Raw genomic sequence first — 20,815 nt, 5'->3', positions numbered from 1 at the left:
TAATCTGATTAGCGGCGAATGGATTGTGAAGTGACACGTCCGGCGGTCGAGGCGGTGGGCTTGTCAGCGCACCGCCCGGTACGGGCTCTACGCAGCCACCGCCGCAGCCTCCGCGATCTGTTCAGGGCTGGGTGCCAGCCGGGGCGAGAGGAAGGTCACCGCGATCGTGACGACGGCGTAGACCGCCGCCACGAGCAGCCCGCGGTGGAAGCCGTCGGTCAGCCCGTCGGACTGGCTCGCGCCGGAGGCAATGGCGGAGGTGGTCCGGGAGGTGGACAGGGTGCTCACGATGGCGAGCCCGAGCGCGCCGCCGACCTGTTGGAAGGCCTGGACGACACCGGACGCGGCGCCGGCCTCCTGGTGGGAGACGTCGACCACGGCGGCGATCTGCGCGGGAACGGCGATCGCGCTGAGGCCGGCACCGAAGATGATCAGGCCGGGCATCAGTCCGGTCGGGTAGGAGCCGTGTGCGTCGACGCGCGCGAGCAGGAGGAGTCCGGCGACGTTGAGCACGGCGCCGACCATCATGACCGGCCGTGTTCCGAGGCGGGTGACCAGCGGGGTGGCCATGACCGCCCCGAGGATGGCGGCACCGCCCATGGGCAGGAACTCCACTCCCGTGCGCAGCGCCGAGTCGCCGCGCACCTGCTGCAGGAAGATCGCGGTCAGGAAGAACATCGACAGGAAGGCGGCACCGTTGAGCGCGAGCGCGCCACCGGCCGTGCTGAGCGCGCGGGCCCGAAGCAGCCGTAGCGGAACCAGCGGCGCCGTGGTCCGCGCCTCGACCGCCAGGAAGGCGGCGAGCATCACCACACCCGTGGCCAGGAACCCGATGACCTCCGCCGAGGACCAGCCGACGGGTTCGGCGCGGACCACGCCGTACACCACGGCGAGCAGGCCGCCGGTACCGAGCACGGCGCCCAGCAGGTCGAAGGAGCGGTTGCCCTGGTGCGGGGCGATGGGGCGGACGAAGACCGGGGTGGCGATGACGAGGGCGATCACGATCGGGACGTTGACGATGAAGACCCAGCGCCAGCTCAGGGAGTCGACCAGCACCCCGCCGAGGACCACGCCCGCCGTGCCGCCGAGGCCGGCCAGGCCGCCCCAGACGCCCATGGCGATGTTGCGTCGCCGGCCGTGTTCGAAGGTGATGGTGAGGATGCCCAGGGCGGCCGGGGACAGCAATGCGCCGCCGAAGCCCTGGACGGCCCGCGCAGCGATCAGCTGTACTGGTGAGGTGGCCAGGCCCCCGGCCAGCGAGCTGACGCCGAACAGGGCGAGCCCGGTGATGAAGACCCGCCGCGACCCCAGCAGGTCGGCCACGCGACCGCCGAGCAGCAGGAAACCGCCGAAGAGCAGGATGTACGCGCTGATCACCCATTGCAGTCCGTCGGTGGTGAAGCCGAGACCGCTCTGGATGTGCGGGAGCGCGACGTTCACGATCGTCACGTCCAGCACCACGATGAATTGCGCAAGGGCCAGCACGGTGAGCGTGGCCCAGGGACTGCGTCGCATGGCGAGATTCACGGATCATCTCTTTCTTGAACTGTAGGTACAAATATTGGGCACGGCGCGGCGGGCCCGAATCCATACGAGCGGCGGGGGTCAGAGAAGGTCGATGGTTGTGTTGATCACCCTGATGAGGCGGTCGGGCCCTGACTCGACACGGGCCATGAGCCGCGGTCGGCGTAATGGTCGCCGTGGCCATGGGTGATGTAGATCTGCGTAATGTCCCGGCCGATCTTCTCCACCCAGGCGAGCACCTCACGGGTGGCGCCGATGGTGAAGGGCGGGTCGACCAGGACAGCGTCGCGCTCGCCGTAGATCAGGGTCGTCGAGATGGGCGACCACACCATCGGGTCCCCGTTGGGAAGGTTTTGGGAAGGTTTAAGGTGCCGGTGTACTGCGGAATCGCGGGTGTCACGAACACCTTGAACATCAACGCGGTCATGTCTGTCTCCTGCTACGACCCGGCGGCGATCAGAACATCGTGTGGTCGTTGGCGGAGGTCTCCGGCACGTCCTGCGAGGCGTTCCAGTGCTCGACGATCTTTCCGTGCCGCACCCGGAACAGGTCGATGACCGCCCGGCCGCGCTCGCCCGGCGTGTCGACGTACTGGCTGTGGACGGCCACCAGATCGCCCTCCGCGATCACCCGCTTCGGTGCCACGCTCCCCTGCGGGAACTGTTCGAAGTAGGCGCCCAGCCCGGCCTTCAGGCCCGCCACGCCGTCGGGGATGTTCGGGTCGTGCTGGTGGTACTCGCGGCCCGCGTACCTGTCGATGGCGGTCAGGTCTTTCTGGACCAGGAGCTGGTCGAAGTACGCGGTGACCAGCTTCTTGTTGTACGCCGTGAGCCGCCGCTGCCCCGGCGCGTCGGTCTGCGGCCGGCTGAGCGTGGAGAACATGTCGTTGCCGTTGGCCGTGGTCGCCGGCACATCCTGGAGGACGTCCCAATGCTCGGCGAGCTTCCCGTCCTGGAAGCGGAAGATGTCGAAGACGGCGATCCCGGGGGTACCGGGGATGGTGACGGCGTGGGAGTGCAGGAGCGCCAGGTCGCCCTCGGAGATGACCCGCTTGAGGTCGTAGGTGGCGTCCGGGAACTGCTGTTGCCAGAAGGCGCCGAAGGCGTTCATGGCCTCGGGGCCGTCGGGGGCCAGCGGGTTGTGCTGGATGTAGTCCGGCTGAACGTAACGGTCGACGAGGGAGGTGTCGTCCGACTCGAACACGCTCCTGAGGACCTGGGCGGCCAGCTGCGCCTTCCTGGTCTCCGCCACGGTCAGCACGATCTTGCCGGTGGTCCGGTCGGTTTCGCCGAGGGCGTGGGCCTTGGCGGCCTCGGCGAGGGGGAAGACGGCCTCGATGTGGGCGCGCAGAGCGCCGGTCTCGACGAGGTCGGCGATGGCCTGCATCCCGCCGTGGTCGGCTTCGACCAGGAGGGCCTCGAATCGTACGCCCCGCTCGGCCGCCTTGGCCGCCACGTCGGGGTCGCCACCCAGGAGCGAAATCAGAGTGCCGCCCGGACGCAGGACCTCCAGGGAGCGGGCGAGGTTGTCGCCGGCGACCGGGTCGAGAACGATGTCGACGTCCGTGACGGCCGCGGTGACGTCGACGGTGCGGTAGTCGATGACCTCGTCGGCTCCCAGGGAGCGCAGGAAGTCGTGCTTGGCCGCGCTGGCGGTGCCGATCACATATGCGCCCCGGGCCTTGGCGATCTGGACGGCGAGGTGACCGACGCCGCCGGCGGCCGCATGGACGAGGACCCGCTGCCCGGGCTGGACATCGGCGGTGTCGACGAGTGCCTGGTAGGCGGTGAGGGCTGCGAGCGGGAGGGCACCGGCCTGGACGTGGTCCATACCGGCGGGCTTGTGGGCGAAGGAACGGGCGGGGGCGGTCACGTACTCGGCGTGGGCGCCGACCCCGTAGGGGTAGGGCAGCATGCCGAAGACCTCGTCGCCCGGCTCGAACAGGGTGACGCCGATACCGACGGCCTCGACGACGCCGGAGACGTCCCAGCCGAGGACCAGTGGCATGCGGTCGATGGTCAGGACCTGAGCGCGGTTCTTCCAGTCGGTCGGGTTGACGCCGGCCGCGCGGACGGCGACCAGGATCTCGCTCAGGCCCGGCACGGGCCGGGGAACGATGACCTCCTTGAGCACCTCGGGAGAACCGTGGATGTCCTGGCCGATGGCGCGCATGGTGGCGTTGTTCGTCATGCGTTCGGCGAGATCGAGAGTCATGGATCATCCTTTTTTTGAACTGTAGGTACAAATTTTGGGCATGGCGGGGTGGCCCGAATCCATGTGTGCGGTAGGGGTCAGAGAAGGTCGATGATTGTGTCGATCACCCTGATGAGGCGGTCGGGCACTGACTCGACACGGGCCATGAGCCGCATGCCGTTGACGGTGCTCAGCAGCAGGCTGGCCAGGCCCTTCGCGTCACGTCCAGGATCGATCTCCCCGGCGCGCTGACCCTCCTCGATCAGGGCGCGAAGGGCGCCCTCGATGCGGTCGAACATGTCTTGCACCTGCGCCGTCACGGATTCATCCGTGCGGCCGAACTCCATCGCGGTGTTCAGCACCAGACAGCCACGGCGGTCGGGGTCGGCGAGGTCCGCCTGAGCCACGAAGTGCAGCGCCTTGCGTAGCCGCTCCTTCACCGGCCCGGAACCCTCCAACAACTCCGTCACGGCCGAGTTCTGCAGGTCCAGGTAGCGGCGCAACGCCAGGTCGAACAGTTGGCGTTTGCTGCCGAAGGTGTTGTAGAGGCTGCCCTTGCCGATGCCCAGGGTGTCGATCAGGCATTGAGGTGTGGTGGCGCCGTATCCCTGTCGCCAGAACATCTGCATCGCCTGCTCGACCGCCACATCCGGGTCGAACTGCTTGGGCCTTCCCACGACTCAGACTCTAACACTTTTCTGGACCTGCAAGTCAAGTATCTGTCTGTCAATCAGAACCATGGAATCCGGGACGGGCACCGGCCGTCGGCGATAAAGCCGCAACCAGCCGCTCAGGGTCGAGTGGGTGTCAGCCGGCCAGCTTGTTGATCTTACGGATCTGGCGGTCGAAGGCCCGGGCGGGGGCGATACGGCGCAGGGTGGCGACGCGTCCGGCCGTCGAGCCGGCGGTGTAGCGCAGCTTCGGCTTCGCGTCGGTCGCTGCCGCGACGATCACCTTGCCGACGACGGCGGGGTCGTCCCCGTCCTTCATCGCCGCCACCAACAGTCCGTCGAAGATGTGCCGCTGCTGGGCGTAGACCGGTAGCGGGTTGTCGGGCTGGACGGCGTTCGCGTCGAATCCGGTCTTGGTGTAGGCGGGCTGGACGAGAAGCACCCGGACGCCGTGCTCGCGGACCTCGTGGTCCACGGACTCCGAGTACCCCTCGATCGCGTGCTTGGTCGCGGCGTAGACGGCCATGTAGGGCGCCGGGATGAAACCGAGGACGGACGAGATGTTGATGATGCGCCCGCTTCCCTGGGCGCGCATGTGTGGCAGCACGGCCGTCGTCATCCGGATCGTGCCGAAGACGTTGACGTCGAAGATGCTCTGCGCCTGTGCGACGGAGCTCTCCTCAGCGGCACCCGCCGCACCGATACCGGCGTTGTTGACCAGGACGTCGATCTGCCCGAACTCCTCGATCACCCGTTTGACGACGACGGTGACCGAATCGTCACTGGCCACGTCGAGATCAAGGAACGTCACCCCGTGGAGAGGGGCGACGCGCGAGGTGTTCCGGCTCGTGCCGATCACATCGAACCCCGCCTCGACGAGCGCGAGCGCGGCTGCCCTCCCGATGCCTGAGGACGCTCCCGTCACGAGCGCCACCTGTCGCGTTGCTGTCATCGTCGGCTCCCTAACCCTTTGGCGTACGGTCATACGACCATAGAGTGAGATGGAGCCTGAAGGCAAGGGTCTGCCAAAAATTAAGAGCGCCCGGCAATAGGGGTGTGGATCAAGGAACGGGGCCGGGGTGCGTAGATCGCGAGGCGCGAGGCGCGAGGCGCGAGGCGCGAGGAGGGAGGCAGCGGAGGTGCTGGGTGTCGACCGACGGAGCCGGGGTACCCGTGCATCGCGCAGCGATGGATGGGGAGAGTCGGGCACAGGGATCACACTGCCGCGAAGGGTACATGATGAGTGGCCTGACCGTAGTAGCGGTCGTATTCGTGGCCTACGCGCTGGTGGCGTCCAAGCTGGATCTCTAGTGGATCACCGGACCGATGGTATTTGTCGCGGCTGGCTTGATTCTCGGCCCGTACGCGCTCGGGATTCTGCCGTTCTCGCTGAGCAGCAAGACGATCCTCACCATCACTGAGCTGACGCTGGCGCTGGTGCTCTTCTCCGATGCCTCGACAGTCCGGCTCCGTGACGTCGAGGGCGACGCGACACTACCCGGACGCCTGCTGTTCGTGGGGCTCCCGCTCACCATCGCCGCAGGCGCGCTACTAGCCTATTACCTGCTCCCGGGGGCAGGGTGGGCGCTGGCGGCGCTGATCGCCACGATTCTCGCCCCCACCGATGCGGCCCTTGGCCTGGCTGTCGTGACCAACCAAGCGGTGCCGGTGCGGATCCGCCGGGCGCTCAACGTCGAGAGCGGCCTCAACGACGGGATCGCGACGCCGTTTGTCACCTTCTTCATCGCGGTAGCTGCGGCCGAGGAAGGCATCGGCGAGCACGCGTGGGGCCTGGAGGCGCTTAAGGAGATCGGCCTGGCGATCGTCGCGGCGGCCGTCGTCGGCTTTGTCGGCGGGAACCTGCTGGCATTCGCCAAGAGCCGGGGGTGGACCTCGGAGGTGTCCGAGCAGATCGCCATCCTCGCGCTCGCGCTGCTTGCGTACGCGGGCTCGGTCGCGATCGGCGGGAACGGGTTCGTCGCGGCATTCGGCGGGGGGATCCTGTTCGGGACCGTCACCAAAGGACGTCTGGGCGCGGCCGGCGCGTTCACCGAGACGCTCGGGCTGACCGCCTCCTTCGTGGTGTGGACCATCTTCGGCGCACTGTTCGTAGGAATGACCTTCTCCCACGCACTTTCCGCCCGGCCCATCGTGTACGCGGTGTCAAGCCTGACGGTGATCAGGATGGTCCCCGTCGCGCTCGCCCTCATGGGAATCAACCTGCGGCCTGCCACCGTCGCCTTCATGGGCTGGTTCGGCCCTCGCGGGCTGGCCTCGGTGGTCTTCGCTCTCATCGCCCTGGAGGAATTCGACCACAGCAGCGCCGGCGACACGCTGGTAGCGGCCGTGACGTGGACGATCCTGTCCTCGGTGGTCCTGCACGGCATTTCAGCCTCGCCGCTGGCCGCACGGTACGGAGCGCTTATCGCGCAGGAACCTGACGTGCCAGAGAAGGCTCCGGCAGAAGAGCCGTGGATCAGGTTGCGCGACCTGGCAGGTCGTCATCCACTGGGAAGGCAGCCGGAGAAAGAATGACCCTTTCCCGGGTGTCTCTTCTGGTGATTCTAGATCATTACTTACTGTTACCAATCGTGAGGGGCTGAGATCGGCGTAGGCGGGCGAGACTGTGCCAGACGATCTCACGAGGACCCTCGGACACTTCGCCGTCAGGCACGCAGAGTTAGTTGCATCGGAAAACACCAGCCATCTATGGTTTGAGCTGGACACGGCTGGGCAGTTCAGGTCCCAAGAGCGGATACCGCCACTGGTAGCCGTGCTGGCGATGTAGGGGAAGGGAAAAGATCAATGGCGACACAAACCCCCGAACGGACTCTTGACGCGGTAGCGCGGGGCGATCTGCCGGTTCTTGAGCAACTCCTTCAGATGCATATCGACACCCTGCCGAACTCGGGTCTCGACCCACGCACTTATCACCTCGTACGGCTGGCGGCGCTCATCTCGATGGATTCGGCGCCCGTATCCTATATGGTGAATCTCGCGGCGGCGCGCGACGCTGGCCTGACCGCAGCCGACGCACAATCGGTGTGCACGGCGATCGCGCCGATCGTGGGGAGCGCGCGGGTGGCATCCGCGGCGAGCAACGTGCTGCGAGCGCTCGGCTTGGGCGAGACGATCAAGGAAAATCAGAAGCAAAACCAGTCGTAGGCAAATGCGAGTCGGAATGCAGTCAGGTTCGGGTCTTCGAAACACTGCCAGGCAACTCGCCAACAAGATCAGATGATCTAACGCTGTTAGATTTGACAGGGGTGGGCGATGGCTGTCCGCAGCCCGTGCGCCCCGGCCCGGGAGCGGCCCGCATCCTCAAGGCGCGGGCGGCTGCCCGGGACGAATCGCTCAACACCTACCTGCGAGAAATGATTGACCGCCGCCCACACCCGCGCTGGATCAGCCGCACCCATGGCAACCGAACAACACCAAATGACCACAGTCAGATCACGACAACACCGAGCGTTGGGTCCAATTTGTGCAGATCATGCGGATCTGATGTGATGACCGTGGCACGGAGCTTCCGCGCCAGCAACGCGACATGAGCGTCGACGACATCACTCGTTCCCGATGCCGCCAGCAGCAGTCCGAGCCGGACAGCGATCTCCTCCGACAAGGGCTCGACCCGCAACGCGCCCGTCCGCACCAGTTTCATGACGGCATGCTGACGTGGTGAGCCACGCCAGACCTGGGCGAGGACTCCCGCCGGTAGGTGCGCCGCGACCCTTGCGACCACCAGATCCGTGGCCAGCGCGAGCATGCGGGTGTCACGACGCTCAAGCGCGATGAGCGCACCCGCGTCGAGGACGACCGTTCTCACGCGGCCCCGGCCACATCGCCATCGTCGGCCTCCAGCGCCGAGCGCGCCCAGTCGTGCGCGGCGTGGTCCAGTCCGCCGGCATCTGCGATCATCTGGTCCAGGATCGTCTGTGCCTGCGCCCAGTCGGGCTCGGCAGCGGCAAGCCCGGCGAAGTAGGCCGAGACCGACTCCACCTGGCCGGCGTCGGCGGCCCGCTGCGCTTTCGCCGCGATGTCCTCCGGGACGCTGATAGTGATCCGCTTGAAGCTCATAAGTTAAGCATAAATCATGTGCAACCTTAGAGCGACCGGCAATAGGGGACGCGGCGTCGTGGACTGACCACTCGATCAACACCTTGACTCAGGTGATCATCCAAACGACGGACCCCGGTATTACGGGTCGAGACCGCGAGGGCGTCAGCAGACCGGCCGGTGCCCGTGCCCGGCCCACCAGCCGGGCTGGCGCCGTAGGCATACTGGCGGCTGTGGAGGGAGCGCGGGTGCTGGTCGTGGAGGACGACCCGGCGTTGCGCGGCGTCCTGGCCCGCGGCCTGCGTGAGCAGGGCGCGGTCGTGACCACGGTGGCCGACGGGTCGTCCGCCCTGTCACGGTTCACCGACGACAGCGGTTTCGACGTGGTCGTGATGGACGTGGGCCTGCCCGACTCCGATGGCCGGGACGTGTGCCAGGCCCTGCGGGCGCGTGGTGTGTACGTCCCGGTGCTGTTCCTCACCGCGAGGGGGAATGTCACCGATCTCGTTTCGGGTTTCGCGGCCGGCGGTGATGAGTACGTTGCGAAGCCGTTCCACTTCGCTGAGCTCGTGGCCCGGTTGGGGGGGCTGCTGAAGCGAGCCCGGTCCTCGCCGGTCTCGGTGCCTGACGGCCTGCGCCTGGACCCGCGCGACCATGCACTGGCCGCCGCGACCACGAGCGTGCGCCTGACCCCGACGGAGTACCGGGTCCTTGCCCGGTTGATGGCGTCGCCCGGCGTGGTGGTGAGACGGCGGGAGCTGGTGGGCGCAGGTTGGCCCGAAGGGGCGATCGTCCACGACAACACCCTGGACCAGTACGTCGCGAAGCTCCGCCGCAAGCTGGCGCTGGTGGACGGTTCACAGGCGATCACAACCGTCCATGGCATCGGGTACCAGTTCACGTGAGAAGGCCCTCGACGCTGCGGGGCCGGATCGCGGCGGTGGCGGTCGTGGCCACCGCAGGCTGGCTCGCGGTGCTGACCCTGGCGTTCAATGCCGCGCTCGGTGCGCAGCTGCGGCAGCAGGCCGACACCGTGCTACGGACCCGGGCAGAGGCTGTCGCCAGCACCATCGAGATCGTCACCAGCGGTGCGGTCTCCGTCCATGACGTACGTGACGACACCGCGATCGATACCGGGACGTGGATCTTCGCGGGTGGCCGGGCGGTGGAGCAGCCACCCGGCGGGGCCGCGTTACTGGGCCAGGCCAGCGCCCTGACCGGCATAGGCGAGCGGACGGTAACGACGGGTGACGCATCCCCGGTCCGGCTGTTCGCACTACCGGTGACGTCGCAGGGCCAGCAGGCAGCCACCGTCGTCGTCAGCCTGTCGCTGTCCCCCTACCGGCAGACCGAGAAGATCGCCGTCGTCGGCAGCGTGCTGCTGGCCCTGCTGCTGCTCGGCGGCGTGTACCTGGTGGTACAGGTCAGCACCGACCGGGCGTTGCGCCCGGTCGAGGAGATGACCGAGCAGGCAGGCCGGTGGAGCGCGGATGCCGCCGACCACCGGTTTGGAGCCGCGCCCCGACCGGCCGAACTCGACCGGCTCGCCGCGACGCTCGACGGTCTCCTGGACCGGATCAGCGCGGTTCTGCGCCACGAGCAGGCATTCAGCGATCACCTGTCGCACGAGCTGCGCACCCCGCTGGCCGCCATGGTCGCTGAGATCAGCCTGCTGCAGAGCCGGCCGCGCGACGCGGCCGAGTTCGACCGGGCGCTGCCCCCGATCGCCGACGCGGCGAACCGGATGACGGTCATCCTCGACACCCTCATGGCCGCCGCCCGCACGAGCGCCGGTGGACTGCCCGACCGGTGCGACGTCGACGAGGTGGTGCACGGCCTTGCCGAGCGGTGGAGCGCCCCGCCAGAGCTGGTGGTGTCGGTACCCGCCGGCACGCTCGCGGGGGTGGATGCCGGCCTGCTCGAGCGGATGTTGTCGCCGGTTCTGGACAACGCCCGCCGCTACGCACACACCCAGGTACACGTGGTGGCACGGGTCGTCGCCGGCCAGGTCCGCATCGACATCCGCGACGACGGGCCCGGGCTCGGCGCCGACACGGCGGCGCACCTGTTCGAACCGGGCTGGCGCGCGGACCCACACGACGGCCACGATGGGGCGGGGCTCGGACTGGCGCTGGTCCACCGCCTCGCGGCCGCTGCCGGCGGCAGCGTACGGGCCTTCGACGGCGGGCCCGGCGCGACTGTCGGGCCCGGCGCGACTGTCGAACTGTCGCTGCCCGGGGCGTGACACGCCGCTGACCGCCGACGTGGTCAGGATTTGTTCAGGCCTCCTGGGCCACCGTGGCAGCATGACGACTCCCACGCGCCTCGCGGTGCCCAGCCACCGCTCCCCGGCATCGTTGCGGGGCCGGCCGATGCTCAGCAAAGTTCCAGAAGTCACCGTCTACTTCTGGATCATCAAAGTGCTCTGTACGACCGTCGGTGAATCGGCCGCCGACTTTCTCAACGTCAACCTGAACCTTGGCCTGACCGGCACGTCCGTCATCACCGGCGTCCTGCTCGTCGTCGCTCTGATCGTCCAGTTCCGCGCGGATCGGTACGTACCGAGCAGGTACTGGCTGACGGTGGCGCTCGTCAGCGTCTTCGGCACATTGGTGACCGACAACCTCACGGACAGCGTCGGCGTGCCACTCGAAACAAGCACCCTGATCTTCGGCGTTCTTCTTGTTCTCGCCTTCCTCGCGTGGTATCTGACCGAGAAGACGCTCTCCATTCATTCCATCCTGACCAGACGACGAGAAGCGTTCTACTGGCTGACGATTCTCGTCACCTTCGCGCTCGGCACGGCAACCGGCGATCTCATGGCCGAGGTGCTGGGGATCGGCTACCTGATGACGGGAGTCATCGTGGTATCGCTGATCGCCGTCCTTGCGATTGGGTGGCGATTCGGACTCAACCCGGTTCTCTCCTTCTGGATCATCTACATCATGACCCGCCCGCTTGGAGCGTCGATCGGCGACTACCTGTCTCAGTCACCGAGCGAGGGCGGACTCGGTCTGGGTGCGACGGTAACGAGCCTCATCTTTACGGTCGGCATTCTCGGCATCGTCGCTTATTTCTCGCTGACGAAAGCCGATGTCATCGCGAGTGCGCCTGCCCTCGACCCTGACGAGGCCATGGAACGAGGAGGCCTGTGGCAAACCGTCGTCGTCGTGGCGCTTATCCTCGTCGCCGCGGGGACAGGATACTCCGTGCGCAAGTCCGCGCTTCAAAATGACACGTCAGACTCGGGTACCGTCGCGCAGTCGGTCCCTGCTGGAAGCCAGCCGTCAGGAGAGGCGATTCCCGGCGGAAGCCAGGGGGCCCAGGCGATACCCGGCGGAAGCCAGCCAGCGCAGGCGATACCCGGCGGAAGCCAGCCAGTGCAGGTCTCGCCCCTCGGCGACCTCTCGAAGTTCCGAAAAATCACACAGGACACGCTGGATCTCCTGAACTCCGGCAACCAGTCTGGTGCCACGGCCCGCATCGCCGATCTCGAAACCGAGTGGGACAAGGGCGAGGCGCGTCTGAAACCGAAGGACAAAGCTACCTGGACCAAGATCGATGGAAAAATCGATACGGTGCTGCGCGCGCTCCGGGCAACGAGCCCCAACCCGGACGGAGAGAAGACCGCGCTAAGCGCATTGCTCACGACACTCGGCTGAGCCTTTCCGTGTGACAATTCATCGCAGTAATGCGTTCAACACGACGCCGGCCAGTTCCGGGCGGCAGACGAGCAGGTCCGGTAGGTAGGGGTTGGGTTGGTTGTAGTGCAGGGGTGAGCCGTCGAGCCTGGAGACGTGCAGCCCGGCGGCCGCGGCGACGGCGACGGGCGCACATGAGTCCCACTCGTACTGCCCACCGGAGTGGGCGTAGACGTCGGCCTGTCCACGGATGACGGCCATCGCCTTCGCGCCCGCCGAGCCCATCGGGACCAGCGTCGCGTCCAGGCATGCGACGAGGTGGTCGACCCAGGCCGGCGGGCGCGTCCGGGAGACGGCGAGACGGATCGGGCCAGGCGACGCCGGCGCGACGGTCAGCGGCGATCCGGTGTGCAGCACGAGGTCTGCGCCGGGCAACGCAACCGCTCCGACCGTGGGACGCCCGTGCACGGCGAGCGCGACGTGAACCGCCCAGTCCGCCCGCGGCGGCTCGCCGTACTCGCGCGTCCCGTCAAGCGGATCGATGATCCAGACACGATCACGGGTGAGGCGGACGGCGTCGTCCGCCGCTTCCTCGGACAGGACGGCGTCGTCGGGACGTGCTTCGGCCAGCAGGCGCAGCAGCAGCTCGTTCGAGCGCCGGTCCCCCACGGCGCCACCCTGCGCGCGGATGTCGAGCAGGAGAGCCCCGGCCCGGGACGCGAGCGTGGCGGCGAGGGTGTGGTCGTCCATGACGTCGGCGGTGGGGAGGTCGGCGGTCGCGTGCGCCATCAGAAGTGCTCCTCCTCCTTATTCCTTCGCCATCGGGCTTTTCCTTCACCATCGGGCCGGACGAGTCGTAGTCGATCACCCGACCCTGGCGCTCCGAGCTGGTCAGCGGGTAGCAGCCCAGCGTCCGGAAGCGGACCCGCTTCAGTAATGTGCTGATCACATGCTTAGCATCGTGCCGCCGACCGGTCAAGCGCGCACGCAACGTCAGCAAGCGCCCCCGCTGGACGCGGCGAAGACGGGCCTCAAACCCGCCCTCGTGCGCTACTACTTCCGCACGATGGACGATCTGTTCCTGGCCGTGTTCCGACGCGGCGCGCAGGCGAAGCTTAGAGCGCCCGACAACAAAACAGACTCTTAGCGGTCGGCGCCGGACGTTCGTCCAACGAGGGGTCCCCGGCCAACGCGAAGCGGTGGACGGGGTACGTGCCGGCGCCAGGCGGCGCCTCGCGACGCATCCACCCCAACCCCACTCCTTGATCCGCATTCCATGCGGTGCGACGAGTGGAAGGAAGACGTCAGAAGGCGCCAGTTTTCGGGCGGAAAATGTATGCCAACCATCCACTCGTGCCGGGCCGGCCACCCACCAAGGTGTTGCTGCCACCGCGGCCACACATCCGCGCGGCCACCCGCCGGCCCACGCTCGCCGACCTGCACATCCGGCACGCGTCCGCGCCCCGCCCGCTACCCGAACTTGTAACGGTTTCCATTATCAGCTAGATTTGGTGAAAATGGATCCCGGTACGGATAGTGCATCCGGTTGACAGCAAGCAAGGAGATCATGGTCATGGAAGGTGCGGCTGCGGTACCGCGTCGGTGGACCCTGCGCCTGGGCGTGGTGGCCGCATGTGCGGTGGTGGGGGCCGTCGCGGCATGCGGGACATCCTCGCCGGGTGGTACCGGGGACAGCGCCGCCGGTGGCAGTGCCGCTGGTAGGAAGATTACGGTTGTGGCGGCCGAGAACTTCTGGGGCAGCATCGCCGCTCAGCTCGGCGGTGCCCGGGTGACGGTCACCAGCATCATCGACAACCCGGACGCCGATCCGCATGACTACGAGCCGACGCCTGCCGACGGCCGGGCGATCGCCGATGCGCGGCTGTTCATCGACAACGGTGTCGGCTACGACCCGTGGGCGGCCAAACTGGTGGCGGCCAACCCGACAGATGGACGGACGGTACTGACCGTCGGTGACCTGGTCGGTGCGACGGACGGGGACAACCCGCACCGCTGGTACAACCCGGGGGACGTCGCCAAGGTGATCGACACGGTCACCGCGGACTACAAGAAGATCGACCCGGCGGACGCGGGCTACTTCGACCAACAGCGGACGTCCTTCACCGCCACTACGCTGAAGCCGTACACCGACGTCATTGCGACGATCAGGACGACCTACGGCGGGACACCGGTCGGCGCGTCGGAGAGCATCTTCGCGATGCTGACCCCCGCCCTCGGACTGGACCTGCTGACCCCACCGGCGTTCCTGCGCGCGATCTCGGAGGGCACCGATCCGACCGCCACGGACAAGGCCACCATCGACGACCAGATCAAGGGCAAGAAGATCAAAGTTTACGTGTACAACAGCCAGAACGCGACCCCGGACGTCCAACGTCAGGTCGAAGAGGCGAAGGCGGCCGGTATCCCGGTGACCACCATCACCGAGACGCTCACCCCAGCCGGCACGTCCTTCCAGGACTGGCAGGTCGCCCAGCTGGAAGGCCTGCGTGCCGCGCTGGCCCAGGCCACCGGAAAATGACAGGAACGGCGACGGCGGTGTTCCGGGACGCCGCGGTCCGCCTCGGTGGGCGGGTGGTGTGGAGCGGCGTCAACGTCGAGGCGGCGGCCGGGGAGTTCGTCGCGATCCTCGGCCCCAACGGTGTGGGCAAGTCCACCCTGCTCAAGGCGACGCTCGGGCTGCTGCCGCTGTCCGCGGGGCAGGCGGTGGTACTGGGCCGGCCACCCGGGCAGGCCCAGGCCGAGATCGGGTACCTGCCGCAGCGGCGCAGCTTCGATCCGTCGGTGCGGATCCGCGGGCTGGACGTGGTCCGCCTCGGGTTGGACGGCCACCGGTGGGGCCTGCCCGTGCCCGGCGGACGTCGCGGCCGGGCAGCCAGGGGACGGGTCGCCGAGCTGGTCGAGTTGGTCGGCGCCGCCGGCTACGCCCACCAGCCGATCGGGCGGCTGTCCGGCGGGGAGCAGCAGCGACTGCTGATCGCTCAGGCGCTCGCACGCAGGCCCCGGCTCCTGCTTCTCGATGAGCCGCTGGACAGCCTTGACCTGTACAACGCCGGTGCGGTCGCGGCCCTCATCCGCGACATCTGCCAGACGGGGGTGACAGTGCTGATGGTCGCCCACGACGTCAACCCGATTCTCTCCAGTCTTGACCGGGTCATCTACCTCGCCGGTGGCGGTTCGGTGTCGGGAACACCCACTGACGTGATCACCAGTGGGACGTTGAGCCGGCTCTACCACACCCCCATCGAGGTGCTGACCACCTCGGATGGACGGCTCGTGGTCGTCGGCCAGCCCGAAGCGCCCGCGGTGCATGTCGACCGCCACAGTGGGACCGGCCGGATATGATCGTCGCCGCAACGACTGAGGCCGGCCTCTCGTGGGACCTGGCCGATGACATCCGGGCGATGTTCGCCTATCCGTTCATGGTGAACGCGTTCCGGGCCGGAACCGTCGTGGCGGTGACCGCCGGGGTGATCGGCTGGTTCATGATCCTGCGCCGTCAGACGTTCGCCGGCCACGCCCTGGCCATGGCCGGCTTTCCAGGTGCGGCCGGGGCGATCTGGCTCGGCGTCGGCGCGACCTACGGCTATTTCGCCTTCTGCCTCACCGCGGCGCTGGCCGTCGCGGCCATCCCGGCGGCGGGCGGGGGCGGGGGCAGCGCCGGGGGCAGCGCCGGGCGGTCCGAGGAGTCGGCCGCCGTCGGCACCGTCCAGGCGTTCGCCCTCGCCTGCGGGTTCCTGTTCGTCAGCCTCTACCAGGGATTCCTCGGTGGGGTGAACGCACTGCTGTTCGGCAGCTTTCTGGGTATCACCGGCGGGATGGTCCGCACCCTGGCCGTGCTCGCCCTCGTCGTCCTGGTCGTGCTGGCGGTCATCGGGCGTCCGTTGCTGTTCGCTTCGCTCGACCCGGCGGTGGCCACTGCCGCCGGGGTGCCGGTGCGGGGCCTGTCGACGGCATTCCTGATCCTGCTCGGGACCGCCACCGCCGAGGTCAGCCAGATCACCGGCACCCTGCTGGTCTTCACCCTGCTGGTGATCCCGGCCGCGACCGCGCAGGTCCTCACCGCCCGGCCGGTGCTCAGCCTGACCCTCACCGTGCTCCTCGGGGTGCTGGTCACCTGGGCCGGGCTGACGGTGGCCTACTACTCGCCGTATCCGATCGGCTTTTTCATCACCAGTTTCTCCTTCGGTCTGTACCTCCTCGCCCGCCTGGCCGTCGGTGTCCACGACATGCTCGGCCGGGCCGCCCGCGGCCCCCGGACGGCGGGAGCACCGGCATGATCACGATGTTCGACCATCCGTTCATCCAGCATGCCTTCCTCGCCGGCACAGGGATCGCCGCGGCGGCGGGCCTCGTCGGCTACTTCCTGGTCCTGCGCGCGCAGGTGTTCACCGGTGACGCGCTGTCCCACGTGGCGTTCACCGGTGCGCTCGCCGCCCTGGCCACCGGCATCGACGCCCGCGTCGGCCTGTTCGCCGCCACCATCGCCGTCGGATGCGTACTCGGGGTGCTGGGCCGCCGTGGCCGGGCCGACGACGTCGTCATCGGCAGCGTGTTCGCCTGGGTACTCGGGCTCGGGGTGCTCTTCCTCACCCTGTACACGACCCGGCGCAGCACCGGCAACGGCACCGCCGGAGTGACCATCCTGTTCGGCTCGATCTTCGGGTTAGCGCCGTCCCACGCCTGGGAGGCGGCCGTGGTCGGGGCGGCCATCTGCGTCGCCACGGTCGCGATCGGACGTCCGCTGCTGTTCGCGAGCCTGGACGAGGCGGTCGCCACCGCCCAGGGTGTTCCCGTCCGCCTCCTCGGCATCGGCTTCCTCGGCCTCGTCGGGGCGACCACGGCCGAGGCGACCCAGGCCGTCGGCGCACTGCTGCTACTCGGCCTGCTCGCCGCGCCCGCCGGCGCGGCCCACCGGCTCACCACCCGCCCCTACCACGGAATGTGGATCTCCGTCGGGCTCGCGGTCGCGGTGACGTGGGCCGGGCTGACGATGAGCTACCTCGCACCGCGGGTCCCGCCGAGCTTCGCCATCATCGCCGTCGCCACCGCCGTCTACACCGCCACCCTGGGCGTCACCTCGCTGACCGCACGCCGAGCGCACACGCTGCACCCGGACCCACCGCCGGCGGCTGGCGTTCCCTCCCGCCAGGCGACGTTCAGCAGTTGACGAACCCGGGCTGCTGGTTGAGGACCTGGCTCTCCGCGGAGACGAAGCGACGGTACTGCTCGCCGCCCACCGCAGCCGGGCGGAACGCGGCCAGCCGGTGGCAGTTCTGGAATGCCAACGCCACCCCGAACCGCCGCTCCAGCGAGCTGCGGATCGCGGTACTTGCCATCGCCCGCAGCAACTGCCCCCGCGCTGCGTCGTCCGGTGGCGGCACCAGGTTGTCCGCGAAGTCGCGCCCGGCGGCCGGCAGCTCACCCGCGAGCCGTTCGACCAGCCCGTAGGCGTAGGGCAGCGACTCGCGCACACACGCCAGGAACGCCTCCTGGTCGACATGGCCGGCTTCGGCTTGGACGAGCAGATCCGGGGACACGGTCAAGGACATGACTGATCCTCCTGTCGCAGCGACACGCTGGAACATCGACTATTTCCGATTTGACAACCATTGTCAATATGGGCTGCAGTCGCGTGTTCATCCGGCCGGGCCCACCATGATGGGCTTAGAGCGACCGGCAACAGGGGACGCGGCGTCGCGGGGCTGGGGCACGCACCTCGCGTCATCGCTCCCCGTCCATCGCTCCCCGTCCATCGCTCCCCGTCCATCGCTCCCCGTCCATCGCTGCGCGATGCACGGGTACCCCGGCTCCGTCGGTCGACACCCAACACCTCCGGTGCCTCCCTCCTCGCACCTCGCGATGCACGCACCCCAGCCCCGCTCCTTCATCCACGCCCCTGTTGCCGGGCGCTCTAACGATGTGAATCTGGTGCTACTGGAGCAGCACGAGATTCACATCCTTAGCGCGTGATCCGCACCGCGTGATCCGCAGTAAGGATCTGGCAGCGGCAGGTGGCGAACGGCGCATCGGTGTCGAGCGTTTCCCATCCGATCGTCCCGTTGATGGAGTCGGTGAGTTCAGCCGCCAGCCGCTCCTGCATTCTCGGATCGAGGAAGAGCTGCAGGTGGGTGCAGTACTCGACGACATCGGCAAGATCGTCCCGGCAGTCGTCGAGGTAGCACCGGTCGGCTCGCCACGGCTTGAGCGGACTGTCCGGACGACGCGCGGCACGCATGTACGCTCCGTCCGGGTCGTCAAGGTCGCCGACGAACATCTGCAGCTGAAAAGCTTCAGCCAGGGCCTTTCGCAGGGCCGGTTCGGCGATGGTTCGGCAGGCCGCGCCCATGGACAGGTAGCCGCTGGTCTCATCGAATACCAGCGCACCGATGACGATCATTCCGAATTCGTTGGGGAATTCGATGAAACGGGTCGTCAGGCTGCTCTGCTCCCCCGTGCCCAGCTGTGCCAGCCACGGTGGTGGGATCACTTCTCGCAGCGGCCGGCGGCCAGCCCGGAGCTGAGGACCGGATTGAGGAACAGCACGCCGCGCACGGGTGCCTGATGCGCGTACGACACCCAGACGAGGTTCGCCGGCACCCACACGACGGCTCCGGTGAGCAGCTGGGTGCCGGGTACCCACTCCAGTTCGAGATCTTCGCTGAATGCGACGAACGGGAAACGCGGCGAGCCGTACTGCGCGGGGGAGAACAACACCACCGAGCGTGGATCGAGGACCTGACAGTCGGACGCGGTGAGCTCGGCGAAGGTCGCGCGGCGCAACCCGGCCGGAATCAGGTTGCCGCAGTACCGCTCGACAGCTTCTCCCACGGCGGGCCCAAGGGCCGCATCCTCGTCCAGGAGCGCGTATCCGGGCCCGGCGAAGTCCGCTGGCCCAGGCGGAGAACCTCGTGGTGTCAGAAAGCACAGCAGTGACCATGAAGAATTCGGATGGCAGCGTGGGCGGGATAGTATTTCTCTCGATCCGGCGGATGATACCCGTTCTCGGGTCGAGAATCGCGGAGAGATTCATCGGCACGTCCTACACGTGGGGAATCGGGTACGGGTACAACGTGTCCTCGGTCAGGTTCTCGGTGACCCAGCCCAGCTCGGTGGGCACGGTGTAAAGCCGGTCGCCGCCGAGATACGGAAAGGCAGCGGGAGGGTTGCAGTAGAGCCCTGGGACGATCACTCGCACCACCGCCAGACCGGCGGCCCGCACGTCGGATGTGGTCACGTCCACCGACACGGCCCGTAGGTTCCGCTTCGCCAGGATGTCCAGGTAGTGCTGGCGGGCCCGGCTCTCCTGCACCGCGGAGATGTCCGTGAGCCGTACCGGCCGTGTCCGGTGCCGTCATCCGGGGCCATGTTGTACCGAGCGAGGAGATCGGCGGCGTCGACAACGGTCTGGGGGCGTGTTTCACTCGCCCACCAGATGGTGTTCGCGTCGCGTTCGAAGAGTTCTGTTCCATCACGATGGCGGACTTCACCAGCACGCCGTGGCGGCCGGCGTTGGCGATCGCGCACAGCAACGGCGGCATGGTCGCCAGCACCACCGCACACGGCGACGCGACAATCATGAACGTCATCGCCCGCAGCAGCGTCGGCCGCAACGCCGCGTCGAGCACCAACGGCACAACGAGCAGGACGACGGTGGCGCCCACCACACCGGCGGCGAACCACCAGCTGACAGCGGCGATCAGGGGGCGTGGAGTGTGGTCAGGGGGTGGCCGTCGGTCTGCCGCGGCGTGCCATCCACGGCAGGAGCCGCCAGAGTCTGCCCGCCAGCACTGTTCCCACCAGCAACAGGACATAGGTAATCGGGGTCCACGCACCGCCGACCTGACTGCCATTGCCCTCGGCGAAGGTGTACGTGACCGCGCTTTGCAGGTAGCCGATGCCACCCCAGGTGAACGTTCCGGTCGCGTGCGGGTCCGTCGCCGTGATGGCCTGCTGGTAGGCCGAGGCGGCTTCGCCGAAGAAAAAATTGATCACCAGCGGAAAGAAAGTGCAGAAGTAGGCGGCGGCTATCCAGGAGTGCCGGGGGCCCTCACCGAGCTCGGCGGTCAGATATTCCTCGGCCAGGTGGCTGGTACTGCCCAGCCGTCGCAGTGCCGCGGTGGTTCCGACGTCCCGGGCGGCCGCGAGGAGGTTGGTGCGTACCTCGCGCCGAGTGCCTATCCGCGACGACCGTGGCAGGTCGTAGATCTGCTGGTCCAGCGTCCACACAAAACGTTCGATGCGCAGCCGGTCGATCCACGTGACGGAGTGCGGCATGTCGTGTCCTCATTTCGGTGTCGACGATGCAGGGGGGGCTAGGGGGCGGGTGAGGACGGCATTGACGATCGCCGTATGCCGGGTCCAGGTCGCCGTCCCGCTCGCCAGAGCCTCGTAGCCGGCTGGTGTCGGCCGGTAGTACTTGCGGGCAGGACCGCTGGAGGACGACACCAGCCGGGCGGCCACCCGCCCCTCGCGTTCCAGCCGGGCCAGCGCCGGGTAGACGGTGCCTTCCAGCACGTCGGTGAGGCCGACCCCTTGCAGCCGTTGCACCACCTCGTACCCGTAGGACTCCCGCTCGGCCAGCAGGTGCAGCAGTAGCAGGGACAGGACGCCCTTGAGCAGTTGCGGGTCATGGGTGAACGTCACGCTTCTAGATTCTGCCTAGTACCTGGCAAAATCAAGTAGATACGCCGCCGCCCGTCGGACCGAGAC

General features: G+C 67.9%; 22 protein-coding genes and 5 pseudogenes. 10 read left to right on the top strand and 17 right to left on the bottom strand.

What is annotated here, in order from left to right; genetic code table 11:
• Nucleotides 1-87: 87 nt before the first annotated feature.
• From U9983_RS03070 to U9983_RS03050, 6 genes and pseudogenes are all read right to left on the bottom strand, one after another.
• Nucleotides 88-1,527 (bottom strand): MFS transporter, encoded by a 1,440-nt coding sequence (locus tag U9983_RS03070; RefSeq protein ID WP_322752554.1) that lies wholly within the window; start codon nucleotides 1,525-1,527, stop codon nucleotides 88-90.
• Between the two features lie 104 nt (nucleotides 1,528-1,631).
• Complete coding sequence (locus U9983_RS03065; protein ID WP_322752553.1) at nucleotides 1,632-1,856, bottom strand: MBL fold metallo-hydrolase; 225 nt, start codon at nucleotides 1,854-1,856, stop codon at nucleotides 1,632-1,634.
• Between the two features lie 124 nt (nucleotides 1,857-1,980).
• Nucleotides 1,981-2,739: pseudogene (locus tag U9983_RS27685) on the bottom strand (nuclear transport factor 2 family protein); the annotation flags it as partial.
• Between the two features lie 33 nt (nucleotides 2,740-2,772).
• Nucleotides 2,773-3,696: pseudogene (locus U9983_RS27680) on the bottom strand (NADP-dependent oxidoreductase); the annotation flags it as partial.
• A 119-nt stretch (nucleotides 3,697-3,815) separates the two neighbouring features.
• Nucleotides 3,816-4,394, bottom strand: a complete 579-nt coding sequence (locus U9983_RS03055; protein WP_322752551.1) for a TetR/AcrR family transcriptional regulator — start codon at nucleotides 4,392-4,394, stop codon at nucleotides 3,816-3,818.
• Between the two features lie 130 nt (nucleotides 4,395-4,524).
• Nucleotides 4,525-5,340, bottom strand: coding sequence for an oxidoreductase (locus tag U9983_RS03050; protein WP_322752550.1), 816 nt, complete (start codon nucleotides 5,338-5,340; stop codon nucleotides 4,525-4,527).
• A 374-nt stretch (nucleotides 5,341-5,714) separates the two neighbouring features.
• On the opposite strand from U9983_RS03050, the gene U9983_RS03045 reads away from it, so the two are divergent.
• Both U9983_RS03045 and U9983_RS03040 read left to right on the top strand, forming a co-directional pair.
• The gene (locus tag U9983_RS03045) at nucleotides 5,715-6,923 is read left to right on the top strand and encodes a cation:proton antiporter (RefSeq protein WP_322752549.1); all 1,209 of its coding nucleotides are present in this window, start codon (nucleotides 5,715-5,717) and stop codon (nucleotides 6,921-6,923) included.
• 270 nt (nucleotides 6,924-7,193) lie between these two features.
• Nucleotides 7,194-7,553 (top strand): carboxymuconolactone decarboxylase family protein, encoded by a 360-nt coding sequence (locus U9983_RS03040; protein ID WP_322752548.1) that lies wholly within the window; start codon nucleotides 7,194-7,196, stop codon nucleotides 7,551-7,553.
• Nucleotides 7,554-7,836: 283 nt separating this feature from the next.
• On the opposite strand, the gene U9983_RS03035 is transcribed toward U9983_RS03040, so the two are convergent.
• Nucleotides 7,837-8,214: a PIN domain-containing protein gene (locus tag U9983_RS03035; RefSeq protein ID WP_322752547.1), complete on the bottom strand. Its 378-nt coding sequence runs from the start codon at nucleotides 8,212-8,214 to the stop codon at nucleotides 7,837-7,839.
• Nucleotides 8,211-8,465: a hypothetical protein gene (locus tag U9983_RS03030; RefSeq protein WP_322752546.1), complete on the bottom strand. Its 255-nt coding sequence runs from the start codon at nucleotides 8,463-8,465 to the stop codon at nucleotides 8,211-8,213. Before U9983_RS03030 ends, U9983_RS03035 begins: the two co-directional genes overlap by 4 nt.
• Before the next feature lie 227 nt (nucleotides 8,466-8,692).
• Between U9983_RS03030 and U9983_RS03025 the strand changes: the two genes are divergently transcribed.
• The 3 genes from U9983_RS03025 (at nucleotide 8,693) to U9983_RS03015 (ending at nucleotide 12,106) form a co-directional block, all read left to right on the top strand.
• On the top strand, nucleotides 8,693-9,349 hold the full coding sequence (locus tag U9983_RS03025; RefSeq protein WP_322752545.1) for a response regulator transcription factor: 657 nt from the start codon (nucleotides 8,693-8,695) through the stop codon (nucleotides 9,347-9,349).
• Nucleotides 9,346-10,689: a HAMP domain-containing sensor histidine kinase gene (locus U9983_RS03020; protein ID WP_322752544.1), complete on the top strand. Its 1,344-nt coding sequence runs from the start codon at nucleotides 9,346-9,348 to the stop codon at nucleotides 10,687-10,689. The genes U9983_RS03025 and U9983_RS03020 overlap by 4 nt, the downstream gene beginning before the upstream one ends.
• A gap of 61 nt (nucleotides 10,690-10,750) precedes the next feature.
• On the top strand, nucleotides 10,751-12,106 hold the full coding sequence (locus U9983_RS03015; protein ID WP_322752543.1) for a hypothetical protein: 1,356 nt from the start codon (nucleotides 10,751-10,753) through the stop codon (nucleotides 12,104-12,106).
• A gap of 18 nt (nucleotides 12,107-12,124) precedes the next feature.
• Here U9983_RS03015 and U9983_RS03010 read toward each other — a convergent pair whose 3' ends face one another.
• Together U9983_RS03010 and U9983_RS27675 are read right to left on the bottom strand one after the other, a co-directional pair.
• A complete protein-coding gene (locus tag U9983_RS03010; protein ID WP_322752592.1) occupies nucleotides 12,125-12,835 on the bottom strand; it encodes a 3'(2'),5'-bisphosphate nucleotidase CysQ in 711 nt (236 codons plus the stop codon).
• Between the two features lie 67 nt (nucleotides 12,836-12,902).
• Nucleotides 12,903-13,019: pseudogene (locus U9983_RS27675) on the bottom strand (sulfate adenylyltransferase small subunit); the annotation flags it as partial.
• An 81-nt stretch (nucleotides 13,020-13,100) separates the two neighbouring features.
• On the opposite strand from U9983_RS27675, the pseudogene U9983_RS03005 reads away from it, so the two are divergent.
• From U9983_RS03005 to U9983_RS02985, 5 genes and pseudogenes are all read left to right on the top strand, one after another.
• Nucleotides 13,101-13,205 (top strand): annotated as a pseudogene (locus U9983_RS03005) (TetR/AcrR family transcriptional regulator); the annotation flags it as partial.
• Between the two features lie 453 nt (nucleotides 13,206-13,658).
• Nucleotides 13,659-14,624 carry a metal ABC transporter solute-binding protein, Zn/Mn family gene (locus tag U9983_RS03000; RefSeq protein WP_416211263.1) on the top strand — a complete coding sequence of 322 codons (966 nt, stop codon included), beginning with the start codon at nucleotides 13,659-13,661 and terminating at the stop codon, nucleotides 14,622-14,624.
• Complete coding sequence (locus U9983_RS02995) at nucleotides 14,621-15,448, top strand: metal ABC transporter ATP-binding protein (protein WP_322752541.1); 828 nt, start codon at nucleotides 14,621-14,623, stop codon at nucleotides 15,446-15,448. The genes U9983_RS03000 and U9983_RS02995 overlap by 4 nt, the downstream gene beginning before the upstream one ends.
• Nucleotides 15,445-16,383: a metal ABC transporter permease gene (locus tag U9983_RS02990; protein WP_322752540.1), complete on the top strand. Its 939-nt coding sequence runs from the start codon at nucleotides 15,445-15,447 to the stop codon at nucleotides 16,381-16,383. Before U9983_RS02995 ends, U9983_RS02990 begins: the two co-directional genes overlap by 4 nt.
• The gene (locus U9983_RS02985) at nucleotides 16,380-17,273 is read left to right on the top strand and encodes a metal ABC transporter permease (protein WP_322752539.1); all 894 of its coding nucleotides are present in this window, start codon (nucleotides 16,380-16,382) and stop codon (nucleotides 17,271-17,273) included. The genes U9983_RS02990 and U9983_RS02985 overlap by 4 nt, the downstream gene beginning before the upstream one ends.
• On the opposite strand, the gene U9983_RS02980 is transcribed toward U9983_RS02985, so the two are convergent.
• From U9983_RS02980 to U9983_RS02955, 7 genes and pseudogenes are all read right to left on the bottom strand, one after another.
• Nucleotides 17,263-17,655 (bottom strand): SCO5389 family protein, encoded by a 393-nt coding sequence (locus U9983_RS02980; protein WP_322752538.1) that lies wholly within the window; start codon nucleotides 17,653-17,655, stop codon nucleotides 17,263-17,265. The two genes, U9983_RS02985 and U9983_RS02980, sit on opposite strands and share 11 nt — an antisense overlap.
• A 410-nt stretch (nucleotides 17,656-18,065) precedes the next feature.
• On the bottom strand, nucleotides 18,066-18,593 hold the full coding sequence (locus U9983_RS02975; RefSeq protein ID WP_322752537.1) for a YcaO-like family protein: 528 nt from the start codon (nucleotides 18,591-18,593) through the stop codon (nucleotides 18,066-18,068).
• A complete protein-coding gene (locus U9983_RS02970) occupies nucleotides 18,590-18,934 on the bottom strand; it encodes a YcaO-like family protein (RefSeq protein WP_322752536.1) in 345 nt (114 codons plus the stop codon). The genes U9983_RS02975 and U9983_RS02970 overlap by 4 nt, the downstream gene beginning before the upstream one ends.
• 211 nt (nucleotides 18,935-19,145) lie before the next feature.
• Complete coding sequence (locus U9983_RS02965; protein WP_322752535.1) at nucleotides 19,146-19,415, bottom strand: hypothetical protein; 270 nt, start codon at nucleotides 19,413-19,415, stop codon at nucleotides 19,146-19,148.
• A 153-nt stretch (nucleotides 19,416-19,568) separates the two neighbouring features.
• Nucleotides 19,569-19,773: pseudogene (locus tag U9983_RS27670) on the bottom strand (heavy metal translocating P-type ATPase); the annotation flags it as partial.
• Nucleotides 19,774-19,822: 49 nt separating this feature from the next.
• Nucleotides 19,823-20,380 (bottom strand): hypothetical protein, encoded by a 558-nt coding sequence (locus tag U9983_RS02960; protein WP_322752534.1) that lies wholly within the window; start codon nucleotides 20,378-20,380, stop codon nucleotides 19,823-19,825.
• Between the two features lie 9 nt (nucleotides 20,381-20,389).
• Nucleotides 20,390-20,749, bottom strand: a complete 360-nt coding sequence (locus U9983_RS02955; protein WP_322751290.1) for a PadR family transcriptional regulator — start codon at nucleotides 20,747-20,749, stop codon at nucleotides 20,390-20,392.
• Between the last annotated feature and the right edge of the window lie 66 nt (nucleotides 20,750-20,815).

The sequence above is a fragment of the Protofrankia sp. Cas3 genome (genome assembly GCF_963555955.1).
In the GTDB taxonomy this organism is placed as follows: Bacteria; Actinomycetota; Actinomycetes; order Frankiales; family Frankiaceae; genus Protofrankia.
Note: the sequence above shows the minus strand (reverse complement) of the source record. Positions and strands in the feature narration are given on the sequence as shown.